We start from the raw sequence: 21686 nt of genomic DNA, 5'->3' as shown, positions 1-21686 counted from the left end.
GCAAAATACGGCATCAAATGCTTTGTTGGTGGGCTTTAAGTTACGGATTCAGGTTCAATTAAAAACGAGAAATATGACAACACCACATCTCCCCCTGATCATTGAACCAGACGCGCTACAGGCCCTGCTCGGCACACCCGGGCTACTGATTATCGATCTCTGCAAACCCGACACCTATGCCAAGGCACACGTGCCGGGCGCCATTCATCTCGGCTACGCGCAGCTCATCGCCATGCAGCAACCGGTGATGGGACTGCTGCCCGATGCCGACACCCTGAGCCAGCTCTTTTCCCGCATCGGCCTCACCCCCGAGACACAGGTGATCGCCTATGACGAAGAGGGCGGCGGTGCCGCCGCGCGCCTGCTGTGGACCCTGGATGCCATCGGCCACCCAAAGGCCTCGCTGCTCAACGGCGGCCTGCATGCCTGGCTCAAGGAAGGCCACCCCGTGGATAACACACCTACCGCGCCCACCCCCAGCCGCTATCACGCCAGCATCGTGGGCGCCCCGATTGCCAACCGGCAATTCATCCACGAACACCTCGACGACGACAGCGTGGTGCTACTGGACTCCCGTTCCCCGGAAGAATATCGCGGCGAAAGAAAATTCGCCGCCCGCGCCGGACGCATCCCCGGCGCCGTAAACCTGGACTGGTTTAACGTCATGGATCAGCAGCGCAACATGCGCCTCAAACCCGAGGCCGAGTTACGCGCCCTGATGGACGCACGCGGAATCACCCGCAACAAAACCATCGTCACCTACTGCCAGAGCCATCACCGCTCCGCACTGACCTACTTTGCATTGAAGGTACTGGGCTATCCCAACATCAAGGGCTATCCAGGTTCCTGGTCGGACTGGGGCAACGCGGAAGATACACCGGTGGAGATGGGCTAGAGATACCCGTTGGTGGGCAAGCCCGGTTACGATTTTCGCTGCCGACAAAAACAATTTGCAGTTAGTGACGTGTAGGGTGGGCAGTGCCCACCTATCAGACATCGTTGAGCTTGGTGTAATGGTGGGTAATGCCCACCCTTTTTATTCCGCTCGAATCCCGTAGGGCTGGATTGCACCTCCCCGGCTTACAGCCTACCGGGGCAGTTTTCGCCGGGATGACAATGACTTTGAGCCAATTTTTTCTATGACAGACATGATCCAGCCTGGTTGAAGGGTCAGCATGGCATTTACTGCTACTGTGCGGTGAGCGGTGAGCGGTGAGCGCTAATCGGTAACCGACGCCCTGCACGGTAACTATGAAGCGTGGGCGGGTTGGGTCGTCACCCAGTTTCTGGCGCAGTATCTGCTGGTGGGTCAACAGCTGCCCGGGGTGATCGGTCAATAGACGTAACAGCTCATATTCCTTTTTTGACAAGTGAACAGGCTTGCCGTCTACGCTGGCTTCGCGCTGGGCCAGGTCGACGTGCAATCCCTCTGCCTCGAATATTGTCTGCGTCGATGTCATCCCTTCGTGATTGCGTAACACGACACGGATTCGCGCCATCAATTCACTGATCCCGAACGGCTTGGTGACGTAGTCATTGGCGCCGGCATCGAGTGCCTGAACCTTTTCCATCTCTGACGCGCGCACTGATAACACGATAACGGGAACCTGAGACCATTCCCGCAGCCGCAGGATAAAATCCTGTCCATCCATATCGGGCAGCCCCAGATCGAGTATGACCAGATGTGGTTTCACGCTGGCGCAGAGTTTCAGCCCATCCTCTCCGAGGCGCGCCTCCTCGACCATATAGCCATGCGCCTCAAGGCTGGTGCGCAGAAATTTGCGGATCTGGGCCTCGTCCTCGACAACAAGAATGGTGTCTGCTGAAGAATTCATGTGTCGCCTGTTTCACCCGGTCGTAGCGAGGGCAATGTTATGCGCATACAGGTCCCCCGACCCTGTTTTCCCTCATGCGCGGTGACAGTACCGCTGTGTGCCGCAACCATGCCTTGGCAGATTGCCAGACCCAATCCGGTACCCTGGTAATTACCGCGATCTCCCCCGACGCACGGTGTAAAAATGGCCACCATCCCTACCGGCTCGCGGCTGGTGGTCAGTGGCAGAAACGTCCACTGGCCAATCGCCATCGGCTCGGAGGAATGGCCCGTCCAGGCCTGCTCGATATCCGATTGCGGCACATCATAGGCCGCCCCTGCACTCGCCCTAATGCGCGGCACCCCTTCCGCGTCCGCCATAAACACGACAATGGTGCATTCCATGGATTGCCTCAAATGAGCCGCCAGGGCCTCCAGCACCTCCTCCGTACCGGCAGCCGACGACAGGCGGCGACTAAATTCATAGAGCGACGAAATCCGATGCAGAGACAGCTTGCGCTTCGCCATCTCTTGCTGCATTCGTGCCGCCAGGTTCCCCGTGATCGCCGCAATGATCAGAAAGAACATCAGGGTCGCGACATCAGCCTCGTCCGCGACCTTTAGGGTGTAATAGGGTTTTGTTAAGAAATAATTGAAGGCCAGAAAACTCAGCAGGCTCGCCAGCAGCGACGGGCCTACGCCGGTGCGGGCCGCAACGATCAATACACCGGTCAGGAATAGCAATGAGCGACGGGCATGTGGCATCATGCGCTGGGCAATAAAAGCCACGGCCACCGTTACCGTCACGATACCCAGGGCACTGATATAGGCTAGCGGCCATAGTGATGAAGGGTCATATCTTTTAGCCATATGGTGCGCGGCCCAATTGCCTATGCATTTGGCGGCCAGGCAAAACCCAGCCAGTGGAATCCTGGCGGCCTACTGACATTGGATAAAATACAGAATGATAAAATTTTTACACATTTGTTATGTGTCTCGACTGAATGCCGTGCCGATAATTCGCGCACCTGTTGTTGGAATCTAATGGCATGCACGTCAGTAAATATGGGTCCCTGATTGCTATGCCTGGCATAGTGCTACCACCTCCCGGCCTCACCCTCTTACTGGTTTCGATATTGCTGCCAATGCACAGGCGCGGCGAGGCGCTGCCAGTATTCCGCTCATTGCCTAAACCGGGGGCACTATGCATTGGCGCGCGATAACACGCCTTTTCGGCATCCTGCTGATGCTTTACAGCCTGAGCTTCGTACCCTCGGTCGGCGTCGCCCTGCTCTACGCTGACCACCAGTGGCATGTGTTCAGCATCTCCCTGTTGATTACGGTGATTGCCGGGGTGGCGTTGTGGCTACCCAACCGTGCACAGAAAGACGAGTTGTCCATCCGTGACGGCTTCCTGGTGGTCACGCTGTTCTGGGCACTGCTGGGCATGATTGGCGCACTGCCCTTTATTCTGGGGCTGCATCTGGGTATCACGGATGCGGTGTTTGAATCCATCTCCGGATTCACTACCACCGGCGCGACCGTGATCGTTGGGCTCGACCAGTTACCGCCCTCGATCCTGTACCACCGGCAACAGATGCAGTGGCTCGGCGGCATGGGCATTATCGTGCTGGCCATCGCTATCCTGCCCCTGCTCGGTGTCGGCGGCATGCAGCTGTATAAGGCCGAGGCATCCGGGGTGGCCAAGCATGAAAAACTGACCCCCCGAATCGCGCAAACGGCCCGCGTGTTATGGATGATCTACCTCGCCCTGACCGTTGCCTGTGCGCTCGGATTCTGGATTGCCGGCATGAGCCTGTTCGACGCGATAGGCCATGCCTTTACCACGGTGGCGACCGGCGGCTTCTCTACCCACGATGCCAGTATCGGCTACTACAATAGTCCGGCGATCGAGATCATCGCCATCATCTTTATGCTCGCCGGCGGCGCCAATTTCGCCATCCATTTCTTTGCCTGGCGCCGAGCCACCATTACCCCATATGCAACTGACCCTGAGGTCAGGAGTTATGGGTTGATCTTTATCGTCTCGACCCTGTTTGTCGCCCTGAGCCTCTACTGGGCCGGCGCCTATTCGGGCAGCGGGGAATCCCTGCGGTATGCCGCATTTCAGGTCGCCTCGATCCTGACCAGCACCGGCTTCGGCACAGCAACCTTTGCCGAGTGGCCGCTGCATATCCCGCTGATCCTGGTGATGCTGTCATTCACCGGTGGTTGCGTGGGATCGACGGCAGGCGGGATCAAGGTCCTGCGCATCATGTTGCTGGCCAAACTCGGCCTGCGACAACTTTTCCTGCTGGCCCACCCGCAGGCCGTATCCGTCGTCAAGCTGGGGAAACGGCCCATATCGGAGGACGTGTTGTTTTCGGTGTGGGGCTTCTACGTGCTGTATATCGTCACCTCGTTGTTTCTCACCGTGGCGATGATGGCCGCCGGTCTGGATTTCGAATCGGCCTTTGGCGCCGTGGTCGCCACCATTAATCTACTCGGCCCCGGCCTGGGCGAGGTCGCCTCCAACTTCGCCTCGGTCAGCGCCACGGTCAAATGGCTGGGTGTGTTCGGCATGCTGGTCGGGCGGCTGGAAGTCTTTACCCTGCTGATCCTGTTCCTGCCGGCGTTTTGGCGACACTGAGTCACTGCTGCGAATGCTGCGAGAGCCATCGTGAAAATCATTATTCTCGGCGCCGGCCAGGTCGGCACAACCGTCGCACAAAGCCTCGCCAACGAGGCCAACGACATCACGGTCGTGGACCAGCAGCCCGCCCTGCTAAAAGAGCTCCAGGATCGCCTCGACATCAAAACCGTTACGGGCCACGCATCGCATCCCGAGGTTTTATATCGCGCCGGAATCGAGGATGCGGATTTGGTGTTGGCCGTTACCAACAGCGATGAAACCAACATGGTCGCCTGCCAGATTGCGCACACCCTGTTCCACACCCCTACCCGCCTGGCGCGAGTACGGTCGCCCGACTATCTGACATATCCCGAGCTGTTCGCTCCGACCGCGGTGCCCGTCGATGTCCTCATCAGCCCCGAACAATTGGTGACAACGTATATCCGCCACCTCATTGAACAACCTGGCGTATTACAGATTCTGGATTTTCTGGACGGCAAGGCCCAGCTGGTCGCGGTCCGTGCCCACTACGGTGGCCCGCTGGTCGGAAAGCAACTGCGCAATCTCGCCCAGCAATTGCCGAAAATTGAAACACGTGTCGCGGCCATCTTCCGTCGCGATCGCGCCATCATCCCCGATGGTGACACCGTCATCGAAGCCGACGATGAAGTCTTTTTCCTTGCCGCACAGCGTGATATCCCCGCCGTGGTAGCCGCCTTTCGCCGCTCCGACAAACCCAACCGTCGGGTCATCATCGCCGGCGGCGGTAATATTGGTAAACGCCTGGCCGAACTTATCGAATCGAAATACCGCGTCAAGATCATCGAACGCGACCCGCAGCGATGCCGGCATCTCGCAGAAACCTTGCACAAAACCGTGATCCTGCAGGGTGATGCCGGGGACGCCGACCTGCTGAAGGCAGAGGATATCGAAGATACGGACGTATATTGCGCCGTCACCAACGACGACGAAGCGAACATTCTGTCTGCCATGCTGGCTAAACGTCTTGGCGCGCGCAAGACATTGACCATCATCAACCGGCAGAGTTATGTTGACCTTGCCCAGGGAACCGCCGTGGATATCGCAGTCTCGCCCGCGCAAGTTACCATTGGCGCACTCTTGACCCACATCCGCCGAGGCGATTTCGTGGCGGTGCACTCCCTGCGCAGGGGCGCTGCAGAAGCGATCGAGATCATCGCGCATGGCGATCACAAAACATCGCGGGTGGTAGGCCGCCGCATCGATGAATTGCCACTACCTGAAGGCACCACCGTCGGCGCCATCGCACGTGAAAAGAAACTTCTTTTCCCCCACAAGGACATGATCATCGAACCCGATGACCATATTGTTTTATTCTTGTCCGACAAACGAAAAATCGCCGAAGTGGAACGATTGTTTCAGGTTGCAATCACCTTCATTTGACGCGCATCGACATTCCAGGTCGGAGGTTAGCGGGTTAGGTTCAGGTCTGCGTTATTGTGTTATATAAATTTTTGCTGGATTGTTCCCAATAATGCAATAACGCAGGCCTGACTCGTTTCTTAATTGCCGGATAATTGCCGGACGATTGATAGTGACGGCGCTATAGGATAAGGGGCTCAATATGATTCTTGACCTCTTTCTTCCTTTTTCTTTCCGTTGCCCCCTTTCTTTCCGATCTCATTCAGGCTGTGCCTGGTACTGGCTATACTGGTGCTATCTACCCGTAAAAACTGTGATACCAAATGGAACCCCAAAGACACCAGGTCGTCATCGTCGGTGGCGGCGCCGCCGGCCTGGAGCTGGCCACCGCGCTAGGGAACAGGCTCGGCAAAAAAGGGCTGGCCGACATCGTCCTCATCGACGCCAGCCGCACTCATATCTGGAAACCGCTGCTGCACGAGATCGCCGCCGGTACCCTCGACTCGGCGGAAGATGAACTGGAATATCTCGCCCAGGCGCGCTGGAACCATTTTCGGTACCGCCTCGGCCGCATGACTGGCCTCGACCGCGAGCGCCGGGAGGTCTGCATTGCCGCCACCTATAGTGAGGAGGGGATCGAAATCATCCCCGAACGGCGCTTCCGTTACGATACGCTGGTGATCGCCGTGGGCAGTCTCAGCAATGACTTTGGCATCCACGGGGTGAATGAGCACTGCCTGTTCCTCGACACCACCGCCCAGGCAGAGCGTTTCCAGGGCAAGCTGCTGAATTGCATGCTCAAGGCCCACACCCAGGGCAAGCCCATCGCTGAGGGGCAACTGGACCTGGCCATCATTGGGGCCGGCGCCACCGGGGTGGAGCTCGCCGCGCAGATCCATCGGGTGACCCGGTTGCTCTCCGCCTACGGTCTCGACACCATCGATCCGGACAAACACATCCGGATTCATATCATCGAGGCGGGCCCGCGTATCCTGCCGGCGCTACCGCCGCGCCTGTCGCAGGCGGCGCAACATGAACTGGCGCGGCTCGGGGTTACCGTCCACGTCAACCAGCGTGTGGTGGAGGTCACCGAGGCGGGGATCGTGACCGCCGGGGGCGGCGTAATCCCCGCCGCCATGAAGGTGTGGGCGGCCGGGATCAAGGCGCCGGACTTTCTCAAGGACATCGCCGGACTGGAGACCAACCGGCTCAACCAGTTAGTGGTGAAGCGCAATCTGCTGACCACCCGCGACGACAACATCTTCGCCATCGGGGACTGCGCCGCCTGCCCGCTGGACGCGCAGGGCCACGATCATGGCAACAATGTGCCACCACGCGCCCAGGCCGCCCACCAGCAGGCGGCGATTCTCGCTAAAACGATCCGGCGCCGCCTCAAGGGCCAGCCACCGCTCGATTTCACCTATCGTGATTACGGCTCGCTGGTGGCATTGGGACGTTACAGCACGGTCGGCAGCCTGATGGGCGGATTGGTCGGCAGCATGATGGTGTCCGGCCGCATCGCCCGTGTCGTTTATCTTTCCCTTTACAAGATGCACCAGGCTGCCCTCTTCGGCTGGCCCCGCGCCATCCTCATCAGCCTTCTCCACTTCCTGCGCAAGGGCATCGATCCGCAGGTCAAACTGCACTGATCATCGCCTGTAATTGAATTTTGATCGTTCATGAAAATATTGAAAGTGCATTGATGGGGCAAAGTGAACCTTTCCTAATCTTCTCTAATATATGAATATCCTGTTAAAAATGATTCTCCATATATCGTTATGCAATATACAGTTATGTTCATGGCAAAAAAGGTTTTGGCCATTTTTAGCCTGTCACGGGTGAATAGAATTCTCGATAGAAATATAGGTCGTATTAGCCTACTATCCATGCCGTGTTGATTTGAACAACGACTCAGGTATTAACCTGCATGGGAAAAGGAGACTTCGCCATGTTTCGACCAATTTTGTTGCCCGTAACGATTGCATTGCTCTTTTTTTCAAGCAGTGTGAATGCCTTTATTATCCAGCAAACCCATTCCGATTCGTGGAATTATGCCACTCGTGCGATAGTAGCGGGCGGGGCTAGCGGCGGCTTTTTATTTTCCGGTAATGCGGAATCCCACCTGGGGAGATCCCCGACAGTCTCCATACAAAGATTCAACCCGCTGTTAGGCACTTTGCAAGCGGTCGATGTATTTCTCCAGTTTCGTGCCAAATTCTCGATCACCGCGGATTGTTCAGGCATTGGTTACTGCGAAAGCGAGGGATCGGGCAATGGTACGCATACCATTCTCCTCGACGACCTGGGCGCCGATCTTGGCGTTTCATTCATTGATTATACAAATCCGGCGGCGCCGCCCACTAGCAATGTCACCTACGGCGCAGGCGCAACTACCCAGTGTGATGGAGTATTTCCCTGTTCAGCCTCCAATGGCGGCGCTGACTTCCAGGAACTGCTTTTCTCTTTCCTGGACGATGATGTCGCGGGATTTATTGACGACCTTGACGATCCAGCGGATGACGTGTTCGTCTTTTATCGGGAAGGCAAGCCTGAATACACTGGTTTCAGGGCCTTTCACAAGGGATACCCATCGGATGAAAACGTTGAACAGTTCGGTGACGATTCCAACGATCTGGGTCTGTTGCTGGCAGCTATCGATTTGTACGCGTTTCAAAATCAACATGGACTGTTTTACAGCGATATCCATGTCAAATACTGGTCCAGTTTTGATGTTGCTGTCACATACACTTATGAAACACCATCAACCGGGTCGCCGGTCGCGGTTCCGGCTCCAAACTCATTACTCCTTTTGCTGAGCGGCTTGATCCCGCTCGCAAGAAAAGCCGGAAAAAGAAAACACGGATTACAACGGCACGGGCAGTGACCGAGCGAGATTGCTGCTAATAAGAAAAATACTTTTCTTTTGTACCCGACCCGGGTCTTTTGCGCACCACAAAAAAAGGCGACCCGAAGGCCGCCCTGTAATGCGTAAGCCGAAAGTTTAAGTGTTGCGCTTCCTGCGTGAGACTAGTCCAATACCGAACAGCCCGATGGCCATCAGGGGCAGCAATCCCGGCTCGGGGATGGCATTCGTCGGCGGCACAACGTCGAGGTTGGCATTGAACCAGAGGTACTTGTCCTGCACAACCCCGTTCAGGCCGGCCAGCAACGAACCCTCGATCGTGTTGCCGTTGCCTGCACCGTCACCAAAGCCCGCCGCCGCGACTGTATTCGTATCGGTGCCAGCCCACCCCATGGTCTCGTAAAAGAAGCCGATGAGTCCCTCGCCGATAGGCACGGCGTAGCCGTCGCTGCGCAGCACGAGTTGGAAGCTGTTGGTCGGAGTGCCGTGTGAGTTGTACCAGCCGACGTTGTCCCAACTGACGATCAACTGGTCGGAGCTCAGGTTGTAGTGAACAACGCCCGACGCGGCATTGCGCGTATCCACGTCACCGAAGAACGGCGAGATGATGGGTGCGGCGGCGCCGGTCGGGCCGCTCGGGATGTAGGCGGAGATTCCCGCGCCGAAGCTGACGTTGCCGTTGTTGTTAATGAACAGGCTGTTGTAGGTATTACCGAAGAAGGTGACATTGAATCCCAGGTCCAGGGCCATGAAGCCATCGTCGTTTCGGCCGTCCGCCTGCCCGACGTTGGCCGAACTGCCGCCACCTGTGGTGACGATGTTCGGACCCAACGTGTCCGTGTAATACCCGCCGGCTGTGTAGACGCCCGGCGAATCGTTCAACGCCGTGGCCGGAATTGTTATCAGAGCGGCCTGCGCGGCGCCGCCGGCCAAGAATAACGCCATCGCAGACACCTTGGCGAAGGTACTGAATGGCCTGCTTTCACTTTTGTTCATGGTTTTTCCCCTTAATACACAGTTGAGCACCCCCGTGTTGCTCTTATTGAAACAAATATGCATTAACCACGCCATTTACTCTACCTTAATGATTTTATTAGGTTTATAAGATAGGCTCAGGCCGCCGCCTCGCGACACTGTAAAATATTCCGACAGCTCACTGGATTTGGCCACGCACACGCTGTACTCAAGCCCTGATCCCGTTGTTCCAATGCGAAAAATGGGTTGAATGACGAAAAATGTGGCCCCGGACATGATATTAGGGAACAGATAGGGTCAGTTCTGGAACAGCAAGTCCAGTCCTCTTTTTGGAGTGTTCGTTAAACTGGGGGGGGGGAGGTTCAAGGTATCCCAGTCATACGCCGGTGCTGAGCATCAGGGCCGTACGATCGGAGTAATCTCCACACCCTCTGCCGGAGGCGTGGCCTTTGCCAGTTCAAGCTCCAGTGCCGCTCTCTCAGCATTCAATTTGATCACCACCCGTTCCAGCGCATCGATGCGTTTTTGCAGGGGTTTTTCTGCACGCTGGAGCTGGACATTCTGTGTCTGTAGTTCGCTGAGCTGTGCCTGTAGTTGCGCGAGGCGCAGTTGTGCCGCTTCCAGTTCATTTTTATTCACCGGGCGGGGACGGGTCTGTTTTTCCGGGGTCTTGGCGGCGATGAGTTTTTCGACGGCGGAGGTGATCAGGGCGGTCTGGTCGCGCAGACTGTGCTGACGCAGGTCCGGCTGCTGCAGGGCATCGGAGATCGCCAGCAGATGCGACTCGGCGGCCAGCAGAATATTTTCCATGGCGGCGTGATTGAGCACGCGCAGTTCCTTTACCTCTTCGGTGGCGTGCAGTAGATGCCGGGCCTCAAACACAAACCGCTCTACGGCGGTCTGGATCGCGACCTGGTCATTGGGGTCGCGTTCGATCGTGGCCTGGGCCTGCTTCAGGGCCTGTCGGGTTTTCTGGTGGCTCCTGGGTGCGGCACCGCCTGCGCCAATGGCCTCGGCCTTTTGCAGTATGGAAATTCCCTCTTCCAGTTGTACGGCCTTGACCGATTGCGATTCCAGGCGCTGAAACTGTCGCAGGGTGACGGCCTGTGCGCGCGCGAAGCCGTCCTGTTCATTTTTTTCGAGACGCCGGAACAGATCGGACAGCCCATTCATCAGGTCGTTGTAGTCCGCCGCGGCAGAGCGGTCAATGCCTTTGGCGAGCAGCGAATCGCGCACGCTCAGGATATCCTGCAGCCGTGTCTGCACCTCAGCCCTGATGGCCGTCGCCTGCTCCAGGGCCTTGTTGGTCAACAGCAGCTTGGCGAAGATCTCGGCCTCGGGCGCCTGCCCGTCCGGGCCCGGTTGCTTGGGGGCGAGGACGAGGAAGCGCGCCTCTTCCAGCGCCTTGCTGGCCTGCGCAAAAAAGCCGGGTGAATAGAAGGCCAGCTCCATCTGCCGGGCGCGGGTCATGGCGGCCTCCGTCTCCTCCAGCGCCTGGGCGACGCTCTTGCCGCTGAATTGCTGCTGCGCCTCGGCGGCGTCAACGGTGACACTGGGCGCGCCCGCACAGCCGGCCAACAGCAACAATATACTGATGAGCAGAGCCCGCAACGGGCCTGAGCCGGTATTTCCCCATGACCTGTGGTTCACGATATCCCCCTCGTTTGTAGATCCGGCAGCGGTAGTGCCCGCCCCGCAATTTCGCTAAACTTCGCCGATGCCAGCCAGCGCCCCCAAAGTAACCCCTCACGCCAGTCACCAGGCCGGTACTCAAGCCGGCACCCAGGCCGGCACCAAGACACCCCAGGCCGATGGCCAGCACACCCCGATGATTACGCAGTTTCTGCGCATCAAGGCAGAATTTCCGCATACCCTGCTGTTTTATCGCATGGGTGATTTTTACGAATTATTTTTCGACGACGCCCGCAAGGCGGCGAAGCTGCTGGACATCACCCTCACCGCGCGCGGCAAATCCGGCGGCGACCCTATCCCCATGTGCGGCATCCCCTACCATGCGGCCGATGGCTATCTGGCCAGGCTGGTGCGCCAGGGTGAGTCGGTCGCCATCTGCGAGCAGATCGGCGATCCGGCCACCTCCAAGGGCCCCGTGGAACGTAAGGTAACACGCATCGTCACCCCCGGCACGGTCACCGACGAGGCCCTGCTGGAAGAGCGCCGCGACAATCTGGTGGTGGCGGTGCAGGCGCTGGGCGCACGATTCGGCATCGCCGCGCTGGATGTCACCAGCGGCCGCTTTAGCGTGCTGGAGGTGGACGGCGAAGAGGCGCTGGTCGGCGAGCTGGAGCGACTCAATCCCTCCGAGCTGTTGTTAAATGACGAAATGCTCAATGACGAGGCGCTGCCCGCCGGTATTGATCCCCAGCGCCCCGGCCTGCGTCGCCAGCCACCCTGGTATTTTGAAGCGCAGACCGCGCGGCGGTTGCTCACCCAGCAGTTCGGCACCCATGACCTGGCCGGCTTTGGCTGCGAGCAGCTGCATCTGGCGGTGAGCGCCGCCGGCTGCCTGCTGCAATACGTCAAGGATACCCAGCGTACCGCCCTGCCGCACCTGCGCGGCCTGCAGGTGGAGCGCCGCGAAGACAGCATCGTGCTGGACGCCGCCAGCCGCCGTAATCTGGAGCTGGAAACCAATCTCGGCGGCGGCCGTGAACACACCCTCGCCTGGGTGATGGACCACACCGTCACGCCCATGGGCAGTCGCCTGCTGCGGCGCTGGATCAACCGCCCGCTGGCCGACCACCCGGCCCTGCGCCAGCGGCATCAGGCCATTGCAGTGCTGCTCGACGGACATCGCTACGAGGCGCTGCAGAGCATCCTGCGCGCCGTCGGCGATGTGGAACGCATCCTCGCGCGCATCGCCATTGGCAACGCCCGACCGCGGGATTTTTCCCAGCTGCGCGATACCCTGGAACGCCTGCCCGCGCTACGCCAGGCGCTCGGCGACATCATCGCCGGCCAGGACTGCCGGCTGCTGGAGACCCTGCGACAACGCATCGGCGAATACCCTAAGCAACACGCCCTGCTTCGCGCCGCCATCGTCGAGGTGCCGCCGATGCTGATTCGCGACGGCGGGGTCATCGCCCCCGGCTATGACAGCGAGCTGGACGAGCTGCGTGCGATCAAGCACAACGCCGGACAGTTTTTGTTAGACCTGGAACATCGCGAACGTGAGCGTAGCGGCATCAGCACCCTCAAAGTGGCCTACAATCGGGTGCACGGCTATTACATCGAGATCAGCAAGGCGCAGTCGGCCAAGGCGCCGGAAGACTATATTCGTCGCCAGACCCTGAAAGGCGCCGAGCGCTACATCACTCCCGAACTCAAAGGCTTTGAGGACAAGGCGCTGTCCTCAAAGGAGCGTGCGCTGGCCCGCGAAAAGATGCTCTATGAGGCGCTGTTCACGCAACTGGCCGAGGTGCTGCCGGCAATGCAAGACAGCGCCAGTGCAATAGCGGAGCTGGATGCGCTGGTCAATCTCGCCGAACGTGCAGAGACACTGGATCTGTGCCAACCAGAATTAGTCGACACGCCCGGACTGCACATCGAAGGTGGCCGCCACCCGGTGGTGGAACAGGTGATGGATAACCCCTTCATTCCCAATGACGTGCAGTTTGATGAACAGCGGCGCATGCTGATCATCACCGGACCCAACATGGGTGGTAAATCCACCTACATGCGCCAGACCGCACTCATCACCCTGCTGGCCCACGCCGGCAGTTTCGTGCCGGCCCGCCGCGCGGTGATCGGGCCGTTCGATCGCATCTTCACCCGCATCGGCGCCTCCGACGATCTGGCCGGTGGTCGATCCACTTTTATGGTGGAAATGACCGAGACCGCCAACATCCTGCACAATGCCAGTGAACGCAGCCTGGTATTGATGGATGAAGTGGGCCGCGGCACCTCCACCTTCGATGGCCTGTCGCTGGCCTGGGCCTGCGCCGAGGAGCTGGCCAGCAGCGTGCGGGCCTTCACCCTGTTTGCCACCCACTACTTTGAACTCACGTGCCTGCCGGAAACCCTGACCCAGGTGGCCAATGTCCACCTGGACGCGGTGGAACACGGCGACGGCATCGTATTTATGCATGCGGTAAAAGAGGGGCCTGCTAATCAAAGTTATGGTCTGCAGGTAGCCGCGCTGGCCGGGGTGCCGGGCTCGGTGATCAAACGCGCCCAGCAACACCTGCTGCAACTGGAAAGCCAGACCGCCAATGCCCCCCGGGGCACGGCGGTCGAACAGTTTTCCCTGTTCGCCGCGCCGAGCGACGATCATCCGGCCCTGCATGCGCTGCGGAAGATCGACCCCGACGGCCTGGCCCCCCGCGAGGCCCTGGCCGCGCTTTACGAATTGCAGAGGCTGATCGACAAGCCTGCGTGAGGCGCCCGGCCCTGAGTCAACCACAGTTCAACCACCGGCCCACCCCATGAACTATGCCATACTGCAAAGTGCACCCGGCACAGCAACCCCATTAACTGACCACCAATACCAACACCCCATTTTGCACAAGCAGCTAGCGGCCGATTGGCGCCAGTCAGAAGCACAGATTATTGTTTTTCGCTACGTGGCTGATTGCCGTTTTCCTTGTTAGACTTGTGCAAAATTTGGCGCAGGAGGAACCAATGACTTACGTTGTTACCGAAGAATGCATCTTGTGCAAGTACACCGATTGTGTGGAGGTCTGCCCGGTCGACTGCTTTCACGAAGGTCCGAACATGCTGGTCATCGACCCCGAGGAGTGCATCGATTGCACCCTTTGCGAACCCGAGTGCCCGATCAACGCGATCTATTCGGAAGACGATCTGCCGGAGGACCAGTTGAAGTTTATCGCCCTCAACGCCGAACTGAGCCAGCAGTGGCCGGTCATCACCGAAATCAAACCGGCGCCCGCCGACGCCAAGCAATGGGAAGGCGTGCCGAACAAGCTCGACAAGCTGATCCGTTAGTGTGCGCCCTGCAGGTCATCCCCTATGGCGAGGACCCTTTGCGCAGGCTTGCCCAACAGCTGATCGAAACCCACCGCGACACCCTACCCAAGCTCACCGATGTCATTGTCCTGCTACCCACCCCACAGGCCAGCCTGCGATTTCGGCAGGTGTTACTGGAGATAGCCGCCGACCACCAGTTTCCGGCCCTGCTGGGGCCGACCATCGACACCCTGCCCCGCTGGGTCAATCAGCAATCCATTACTGAACAGGCGGTGCTCTCGGAACATCAGCGGGAGCTGATGCTGGTCGAGGCGCTGATCAGCCACCCCTGGCTCTACGGTCAGGGCAATCCCTGGACGCTGGCGGACAGCCTGCTGGAATTGTTTGATGAACTGGGCGCGACCCATCTCAGCCTGCCCGAAACGCTCGACCCCTTTGTTGAACAACTGGCCGGCGCCTACGGGCTGGAGCGTCTCGATCACGACAGCCTGGTCGGCGAGGCGCGGCTGGTGCACTCCCTCTGGCAGGCCTGGCACCAGCAGATGCACGCCGCCGGGGTGATCGATCGGCACACCGACCAGCTGCTAAAACTCGCCGCCTGCCAGGCCTCGCTCTCCCCCAGGGCGCATTTTTATATCGCCGGCCTGGGCGATGTTTCGCCGGCACAGGCCCACTGGTTGCGCCACCTGCTGGCGCGGCAGCAGGCCGAGATCCTGTTACAGGCCAGCCCCCTGGCGCTGCCGGACACGGACTATCACCCCGCTCGCGGGATGCAGGATCTCCTGCAGCGCCTCGACAGTGCCGCGGCGATCCCCGCCGCCGCCGACAATCCGTACGGCCAGTGCCTCGACTCCATCTACAGCGACAGCCCCAGCCCGCTGCGCCTACGCGCCAGCGCCTGTGCGCAGGATTTCCCCCACAGCCCGGTGGCGGAAAGGATCGCCATCTTCGCCGCCGGCAATGCGGAACGGGAGGCCCAGGCCATCGACCTGCAGGTGCGACTCTGGTGGCATGAGGGCAAACGCAACATCGGCATCGTCACCGAGAACCGGCGACTCGCCCGCCGCACCCGCGCGCTGCTGGAACGCTCCGGCATCAACCTGCAGGATGCGGCGGGCTGGGCCTTATCCACCACCAGCGCCGCCGCCACGCTGGAGCGCTGGCTGGAAACCCTCGAGGACGACTTTGCCTACCAGCCCCTGCTGGACCTGCTCAAGTCGCCCTATCTGCTGCCCGGGCAGGATCGCGAAGCGCGCCTGTCCTGCGTGTACCGGTTTGAACAGGGCGTGGTGCTGAAGGAAAATGTCGCGCGCAACCTCAACCGCTACCGGCAGCATTTGCGCTATCGCCAGAACCGCCTGCCCGCCGACATGGCGGCCGACTACGACGACATACACTTACTGTTAGATGAGCTGGCGACCGCGGCCAGCCCGCTGCTGGATCTCACCGGCGACACCCCCCATCCACCCGGCGAGTTCCTGGCCGCGCTGGCCACCAGCCTCGAGCGGCTGGGCCTCAGCCAATCGTTCACGGACGACGCCGCCGGTCAACGCATCCTGCAGGAGCTGCAACAGATGCAGGCCGCGACCCAGGGCAGCAATCTGCGGATGCGCTGGTCGGAATTCCGCACCTGGCTGGGACGTACCCTGGAGCGCTTCAATTTCCAGCCGCCGGCGCAGACCGGCCAGGTGCAGCTCATGAGCCTGGGGCAAAGCGTCCTCAGTCGGTTCGATGCGCTCATCATCGCCGGCTGCGAGGCCGAATACCTGCCGGGCACGGTGGGCGGCTCGCCCTTTTTCAATGACGGGGTGCGGCAGGCGCTGGGACTCAGCGGCCACAGCCAACGCCTGAGTGAAAAGTTTCACCAGTTTCGCTGCCTGCTGGAGTCGGCCGATCGCATCCTGCTCACCCATCGCCAGGAACAGGACGGCGAGGCGGTGGTGGCCTCCGCCTGGCTGCAGCGCCTGCAGTCCTTTCATCAGCTGGCCTATGACGATGACCTGATTGATCAGCCGCTCACCCAGCTCGTCAATCACGGCAACCTGCAGGTCACCCGTGTCGCCGACCCCCTGCCGCAGCCGATGGCCGCCCATCCCACGGCCCGGATTGGCGCCGAGCTGTTTCCGGAATTTCTGTCCGCCAGCGGCTATCAGCAGTTGATCAATTGTCCGTATCAGTTTTTTGCGGCGCGCTGCCTGAAGCTGGAGCCCCCGGAGCTGATCCGCGAGATGCTGGCCAAGGCCGACTACGGCGAACGCGTGCACCTCTGCCTGCAGGCCTTTCATCATGACGTCAGCGGCCTGCCGGGGCCCTTTGCCTCCCCGCTATCAGACAACAACAGGTCCGCCGCCGTACAGTGCCTGCACGACATCGCGGTCGCCGTGTTTGCCCGCGACCTGGAGGATAATTTCCTGCACCGGGGCTGGCTGAAACGCTGGCAGCTGATGATCCCCGAATACATCGACTGGCAGTTCACCCGACAACAGGACTGGCAGGTGAAATCCACCGAGCTGACGGTCTCGACGCCGCGCCCCAACAGCACGGTGACCCTGCGCGGCCGTCTGGATCGTATCGATGCCGGGGTGGATGCCGAGACCGGCGCCAGGGTGGTGGGCATTATCGACTACAAGACCGGCGCCATTCCTGACGCTGCCGAGGTGTTGAGCGGTGAGTCCGTGCAACTGCCCTTTTATGCCCTGCTGGCGGAAAGCACCGGCAGCGAAACCGTCACCCGAGTCGAATACCTCGCCCTGGACGAGCGCAAGGATCTGGCCAATGGCCGCCCGGCGTCCGCCTCGCGGAAGACCGCGGTCAAGACCGTTGGCACGCTGGAGACAGAGACCCTGGAGAGCCTGAAAGACGACATCGCGGAGCGTCTAGATCTGCTGGTAAACCAGATCCAGACGGGAGAGGCCATGCCGGCATGGGGGGATGAGGTGACCTGCGCCTACTGCCAGATGTCCGGCCTGTGCCGGCGTCAGGCCTGGCAGGAATAGTCCACCCGAAATTCACCAGCCCAGAACGAGCAAAGGCGGCCCATCCTGGGCCGCCTTCGTTTACCTCCATACCGGTCGATCCGTGACCGCGTCGATCCGTCGACAAATATCCGTTCCTCATCCCTGCTATCTTCCGTGCCTTTACCCCAAAGGGTAAAACCGGGAACTGTTCGGGATAGTAGCAAAGAATCTTCACATCACAAGGCCATATAAAATATAGACCCCATACCACTTAAACAGATTTAAACACCCTATTTGAAGGGTTTTCTGACTTTTTTACTGTGTAAACAGGGTGATGCTGGCTATTTTATGATCACGACAAACTACCGCATCAATCCATGACTACAAGTATTTCAGAAAAATCCTACACGCCCAAAAAGCGTAAAAACCCACGACATACGATTACTGTTAGTCCACCCATAGTCCACCCACGCATAAAATTCTGGACGACCCCGTGGTACTGAGAGCCGGTGAAAAAACCGTCGGCCTACTCGCCAAACAAAACCCCGAGTCGCCAAACAAAACCCCGGGCCGAATCATCAGCTGATAACATAGGCCGCCATGCCCAATCCACTCCACGCCTCCCAGCCCGACCTCAGCGCCACCGTCAGCGCCTCCGCCGGCACCGGCAAGACCTGGTTACTGGTCACCCGACTGATCCGCCTGCTGCTCGCCGGTGCCCGCGCCGATGGCATTCTGGCGGTGACCTTCACCCGCAAGGCTGCCACCGAGATGCAGACCCGTCTCAATGAGCGCCTGCTGGAGCTGGCCCGTTGCGGGCCCGATGAGCTGCGGGACCTGTTGCAACAGATCGATGCCCCCACCGACCCGCAGACCCTGCAACGCGCCACCACCCTGTATGAGGATCTGCTGCGTGCGCCGCGCAGCGTGCGGGCGACCACCTTTCACGCCTTTTGCCAGGACATCCTGCGGCGCTTCCCGCTGGAGGCCGGCATTCCCCCCGGCTTTGAGCTGCTGGAATCCACCGCGGAATTACAGCAGGCCGCCTGGGATGCCTTATGCGCCAGCGCCAGCACGGCCCCCGAGAGTGACGTGGCCCGGGCCATCGAACACCTGTTCGAGGCCTGTAATGGACTGGCCAGCACCCAGTCCGCTCTGAACAACTTTCTCGCCCATCGCAGTGACTGGTGGGCCTATACCGAGGCGAAGTCGGCGCCGCTGGACTACGCCTGCGACAGGCTCAGCGCCCAGCTGGCGGTGTCGGCGACGGATCAGCCGGAAGCGGATTTTTTCGATGCCGACATGGCCGAGGCGCTGGCCGAGTTTGCCGCCCTGTTGCGCAAACACCCGGGCAAGAAAAATGCCGAGGCATTGACCGCGCTGGGTATCGCGCGTGATGACAGCGTGGATATCGAGACACGTTTCGACCAGTGCAAAAAGGCCTTTCTCACCGCCGCCGGCAAACCGCTGGCCCGCAAGGAGGCCAAGACCCAGGCCAAGTCCATGGGCGACGAGGGCCAGCTCCGCTTTCTGGCACTGCACGGGCAGATCTGCGTGCGGCTGGAACAGGCCATGGGTCGACGCCATGCCATCCAGACCCTGCTGCGCACCCGCGCCTGGTATCAGGCCGGCACGGCACTGCTTGCACACTATCAACAGTTAAAGGCCGAGCAACGGTTGCTCGATTTTTCCGACCTCGAATGGCAGGCCTATCGTCTGCTCAACCACAGCGACAACGTGCACTGGGTACAGTACAAGCTGGACCAGCGCATCGACCATCTGCTGATTGATGAATTTCAGGATACCAATCCCACCCAGTGGCGGCTGATTCTCCCGCTGCTGGAAGAGCTGGCGGCCAACGAGGACCAGCGTGGTCGCAGCGTGTTTCTGGTGGGCGATAACAAGCAGTCGATCTATCGTTTTCGCCGCGCCGATCCGGAGCTGTTTGTCGCCGCCCAGGGGTGGCTGCGACAACATCTACAGGCAGTTACCCAGCCGCTGGATGTTTCCTGGCGCTCCGCCGAGGCGATCATGACCCTGGTGAACCGGGTGTTTGCCAGCGGGCCATTGCAACAGCGTTTGACGGCGTTTGCCACCCACACCACACACCACCCCGCACTGTGGGGCCATGTGGAATTTTTGCCCCTCATCGAGACCGATGAGGAAAATGAGGAAAATGAGGAAGTAGAGGATACCGCCCCAACATTGGTCCCCGGCCTGCGCAATCCCCTGCAGGCGCCACGCCTACTGGCACAGGATCAGCGTTACCTCCGACAGGGTCAGCAGATCGCCGCCCGGATCCGCCGGCTGATCGACGGCCACTGCCTGATCGGCCCGGCCGCTGCCGCGCGCCCACTGCACTATGGCGATATCATTATTCTGCTGCGCCATCGCACCCATGCCGGGGAGATCGAGCAGGCCCTGCGCAAGGCCGACATTCCCTATATCGGCGCCAATCGCGGCACCCTGCTGCACAGCCTGGAGGTGCAGGATCTGGTGGCGCTGTTAAATCTGCTGATCACCCCGTTCAACAATCTGGCCCTGGCCAGCGTGCTGCGCTCCCCCCTGTTTTCCTGCAGCGAACAGGACCTCATCGCCCTGGCGAGCCTGACCGAGGGCCACTGGATGGCGCGTCTGGCGGTGATCGGCCCACAGCAGCCGCCGGTCAGTCCGCTGCACCGCGCCCATCGACTGCTGGCAGGCTGGCAGGGTCTGGTGGGCACCCTGCCCGTGCACGACCTGCTCGACCGGATCTATTGTGACGGCGATGTGCTCAATCGTTATCACGCGGCCTATCCGGAACACCTGCAGCATCGAGTGATGGCCAACCTGACCCGGCTCATCGAACTCGCCCTGGAGATCGATAGCGGCCGTTACCCCAGCGTCGGGCGTTTTGTATCGCGCCTGCACAGCCTGCAACAACAGGCACAGGACGCACCGGACGAGGGCCTGCCACTGCAGACGGGGGCGCGGGTGCGGATCATGACCATTCACGCCGCCAAGGGGCTGGAGGCGCCGGTGGTGTTTCTGGCCGACGCCACCAATACCGGGCGCAGCATCCAGGCCCATCGTGCCATCGTCGACTGGCCGGCCGATGCGGCCAATCCCGGCAGTTTTTTACTGGCTGGCACCAAGGAGCAGCGCGACCCCTTCACTGCGGCGATCCTGGAACGCCACCAGCAGGCGGAGGCACGGGAAGACGCCAACCTGCTGTATGTCGCCATCACCCGACCGAAGCAGCACCTGTATATCTCCGGCTGTCGCCCCACGCGCGGCACGGAACTGGGCTGGTATGGGCTGATGGCAACGCAGTGCCGCGAGGCCGAAGCCGCGGTGCAGGACGCCACGGCAACGGCCGGGATTACCCCGGATGAGTCCGCGCCCATCGTCATCCGCAGCGGCGAACCCCCGAGCGTCGACACCATAACCGATCGCAAAACGACCGGCCCCGGCGGTGCCCCTTCCCTGGTCGCGGTGTTGGCGCAACCCCTGGAGATCGGCCCGGCCAGCCGGGTGATCGCCCCCAGTCACGCCGCCTCCGCCGGCGGGTCCCCGCCAGGCCGACCGGGGGCCGCCGCCGATGATGGCACCCGCGGCATCGCCATACATCGCATGCTGGAACTGCTGTGCGCACAACAACCGCCGGCCACCATCCCGACACGGGTGGCCGCGGAGTTGGCGATCGCCGCCCACCAGCACGACATCGCGCAGTGGTTTGATGAGGCCCGCCGCATATTTCAGGACCCGGATCTGGGCTGGATATTTTCCCCTCAGCAACCGCAGACCGCCTACAACGAGGTCGCCGTATCGTATCGCCAGCCGCAAACCGGCCACACCGTGTTCGGGATTATCGACCGCCTCATCGAGACCGATGATCAGGTCTGGGTCATCGACTACAAAACCCATGCCGTCACAACCCCGCAACAGTGCAACAGTCTCGTCGATCAATACCGCGAACAGCTCCGCCTGTACTGCAGTGGGGCACAGCAGCTGTTTCCGCAAAAGGAAATTGGCGGCGGTCTGCTGTTCACCGCGACCGGAACGTTTTTCGACGTCTCGCCATGAGTAAAAAAACCAGGCAACAATGAAACCCAAAATGCA

The 21686-nt window shown here is 60.2% G+C and carries 12 protein-coding genes and 1 pseudogene; 9 read left to right on the top strand and 4 right to left on the bottom strand.

Annotated elements, in window-relative coordinates:
- Window positions 1-73: 73 nt before the first annotated feature.
- A complete protein-coding gene (locus RRB22_10455) occupies window positions 74-895 on the top strand; it encodes a sulfurtransferase (protein ID MDT8384827.1) in 822 nt (273 codons plus the stop codon).
- 313 nt (window positions 896-1208) lie between these two features.
- Here the strand turns inward: RRB22_10455 and RRB22_10450 are convergent.
- A pseudogene (locus tag RRB22_10450) lies at window positions 1209-1835 on the bottom strand (response regulator).
- The gene (locus RRB22_10445) at window positions 1832-2683 is read right to left on the bottom strand and encodes a DUF4118 domain-containing protein (GenBank protein MDT8384826.1); all 852 of its coding nucleotides are present in this window, start codon (window positions 2681-2683) and stop codon (window positions 1832-1834) included. Before RRB22_10445 ends, RRB22_10450 begins: the two are co-directional and overlap by 4 nt.
- A gap of 334 nt (window positions 2684-3017) precedes the next feature.
- Here RRB22_10445 and RRB22_10440 point away from each other — a divergent pair, with 334 nt between their 5' ends.
- The 4 genes from RRB22_10440 (at window position 3018) to RRB22_10425 (ending at window position 8730) form a co-directional block, all read left to right on the top strand.
- Entirely contained in the window at window positions 3018-4463 is a 1446-nt protein-coding gene (locus RRB22_10440) for a TrkH family potassium uptake protein (GenBank protein ID MDT8384825.1), read from the top strand.
- Window positions 4464-4493: 30 nt separating this feature from the next.
- The gene (gene trkA / locus RRB22_10435; GenBank protein ID MDT8384824.1) at window positions 4494-5867 is read left to right on the top strand and encodes a Trk system potassium transporter TrkA; all 1374 of its coding nucleotides are present in this window, start codon (window positions 4494-4496) and stop codon (window positions 5865-5867) included.
- 302 nt (window positions 5868-6169) lie between these two features.
- On the top strand, window positions 6170-7495 hold the full coding sequence (locus RRB22_10430) for an NAD(P)/FAD-dependent oxidoreductase (GenBank protein ID MDT8384823.1): 1326 nt from the start codon (window positions 6170-6172) through the stop codon (window positions 7493-7495).
- A 299-nt stretch (window positions 7496-7794) separates the two neighbouring features.
- Window positions 7795-8730 carry a hypothetical protein gene (locus RRB22_10425; GenBank protein ID MDT8384822.1) on the top strand — a complete coding sequence of 312 codons (936 nt, stop codon included), beginning with the start codon at window positions 7795-7797 and terminating at the stop codon, window positions 8728-8730.
- A 117-nt stretch (window positions 8731-8847) separates the two neighbouring features.
- Here the strand turns inward: RRB22_10425 and RRB22_10420 are convergent, their stop codons facing one another.
- Together RRB22_10420 and RRB22_10415 are read right to left on the bottom strand one after the other, a co-directional pair.
- Entirely contained in the window at window positions 8848-9705 is an 858-nt protein-coding gene (locus tag RRB22_10420) for a PEP-CTERM sorting domain-containing protein (protein ID MDT8384821.1), read from the bottom strand.
- 375 nt (window positions 9706-10080) lie between these two features.
- On the bottom strand, window positions 10081-11334 hold the full coding sequence (locus RRB22_10415; protein MDT8384820.1) for a hypothetical protein: 1254 nt from the start codon (window positions 11332-11334) through the stop codon (window positions 10081-10083).
- 178 nt (window positions 11335-11512) lie between these two features.
- Here RRB22_10415 and mutS point away from each other — a divergent pair, with 178 nt between their 5' ends.
- From mutS to RRB22_10395, 4 genes are all read left to right on the top strand, one after another.
- The gene (mutS, locus tag RRB22_10410; GenBank protein MDT8384819.1) at window positions 11513-14080 is read left to right on the top strand and encodes a DNA mismatch repair protein MutS; all 2568 of its coding nucleotides are present in this window, start codon (window positions 11513-11515) and stop codon (window positions 14078-14080) included.
- A 242-nt stretch (window positions 14081-14322) separates the two neighbouring features.
- A complete protein-coding gene (locus RRB22_10405) occupies window positions 14323-14646 on the top strand; it encodes a ferredoxin family protein (protein ID MDT8384818.1) in 324 nt (107 codons plus the stop codon).
- On the top strand, window positions 14646-17624 hold the full coding sequence (locus RRB22_10400; protein MDT8384817.1) for a PD-(D/E)XK nuclease family protein: 2979 nt from the start codon (window positions 14646-14648) through the stop codon (window positions 17622-17624). Before RRB22_10405 ends, RRB22_10400 begins: the two co-directional genes overlap by 1 nt.
- A gap of 561 nt (window positions 17625-18185) precedes the next feature.
- Window positions 18186-21650, top strand: coding sequence for a UvrD-helicase domain-containing protein (locus tag RRB22_10395; GenBank protein MDT8384816.1), 3465 nt, complete (start codon window positions 18186-18188; stop codon window positions 21648-21650).
- Window positions 21651-21686 lie beyond the last annotated feature (36 nt).

Source organism: Gammaproteobacteria bacterium, from assembly GCA_032250735.1.
Classification (GTDB): Bacteria; Pseudomonadota; Gammaproteobacteria; order SZUA-152; family SZUA-152; genus SZUA-152.
Note: the sequence above shows the minus strand (reverse complement) of the source record. Positions and strands in the feature narration are given on the sequence as shown.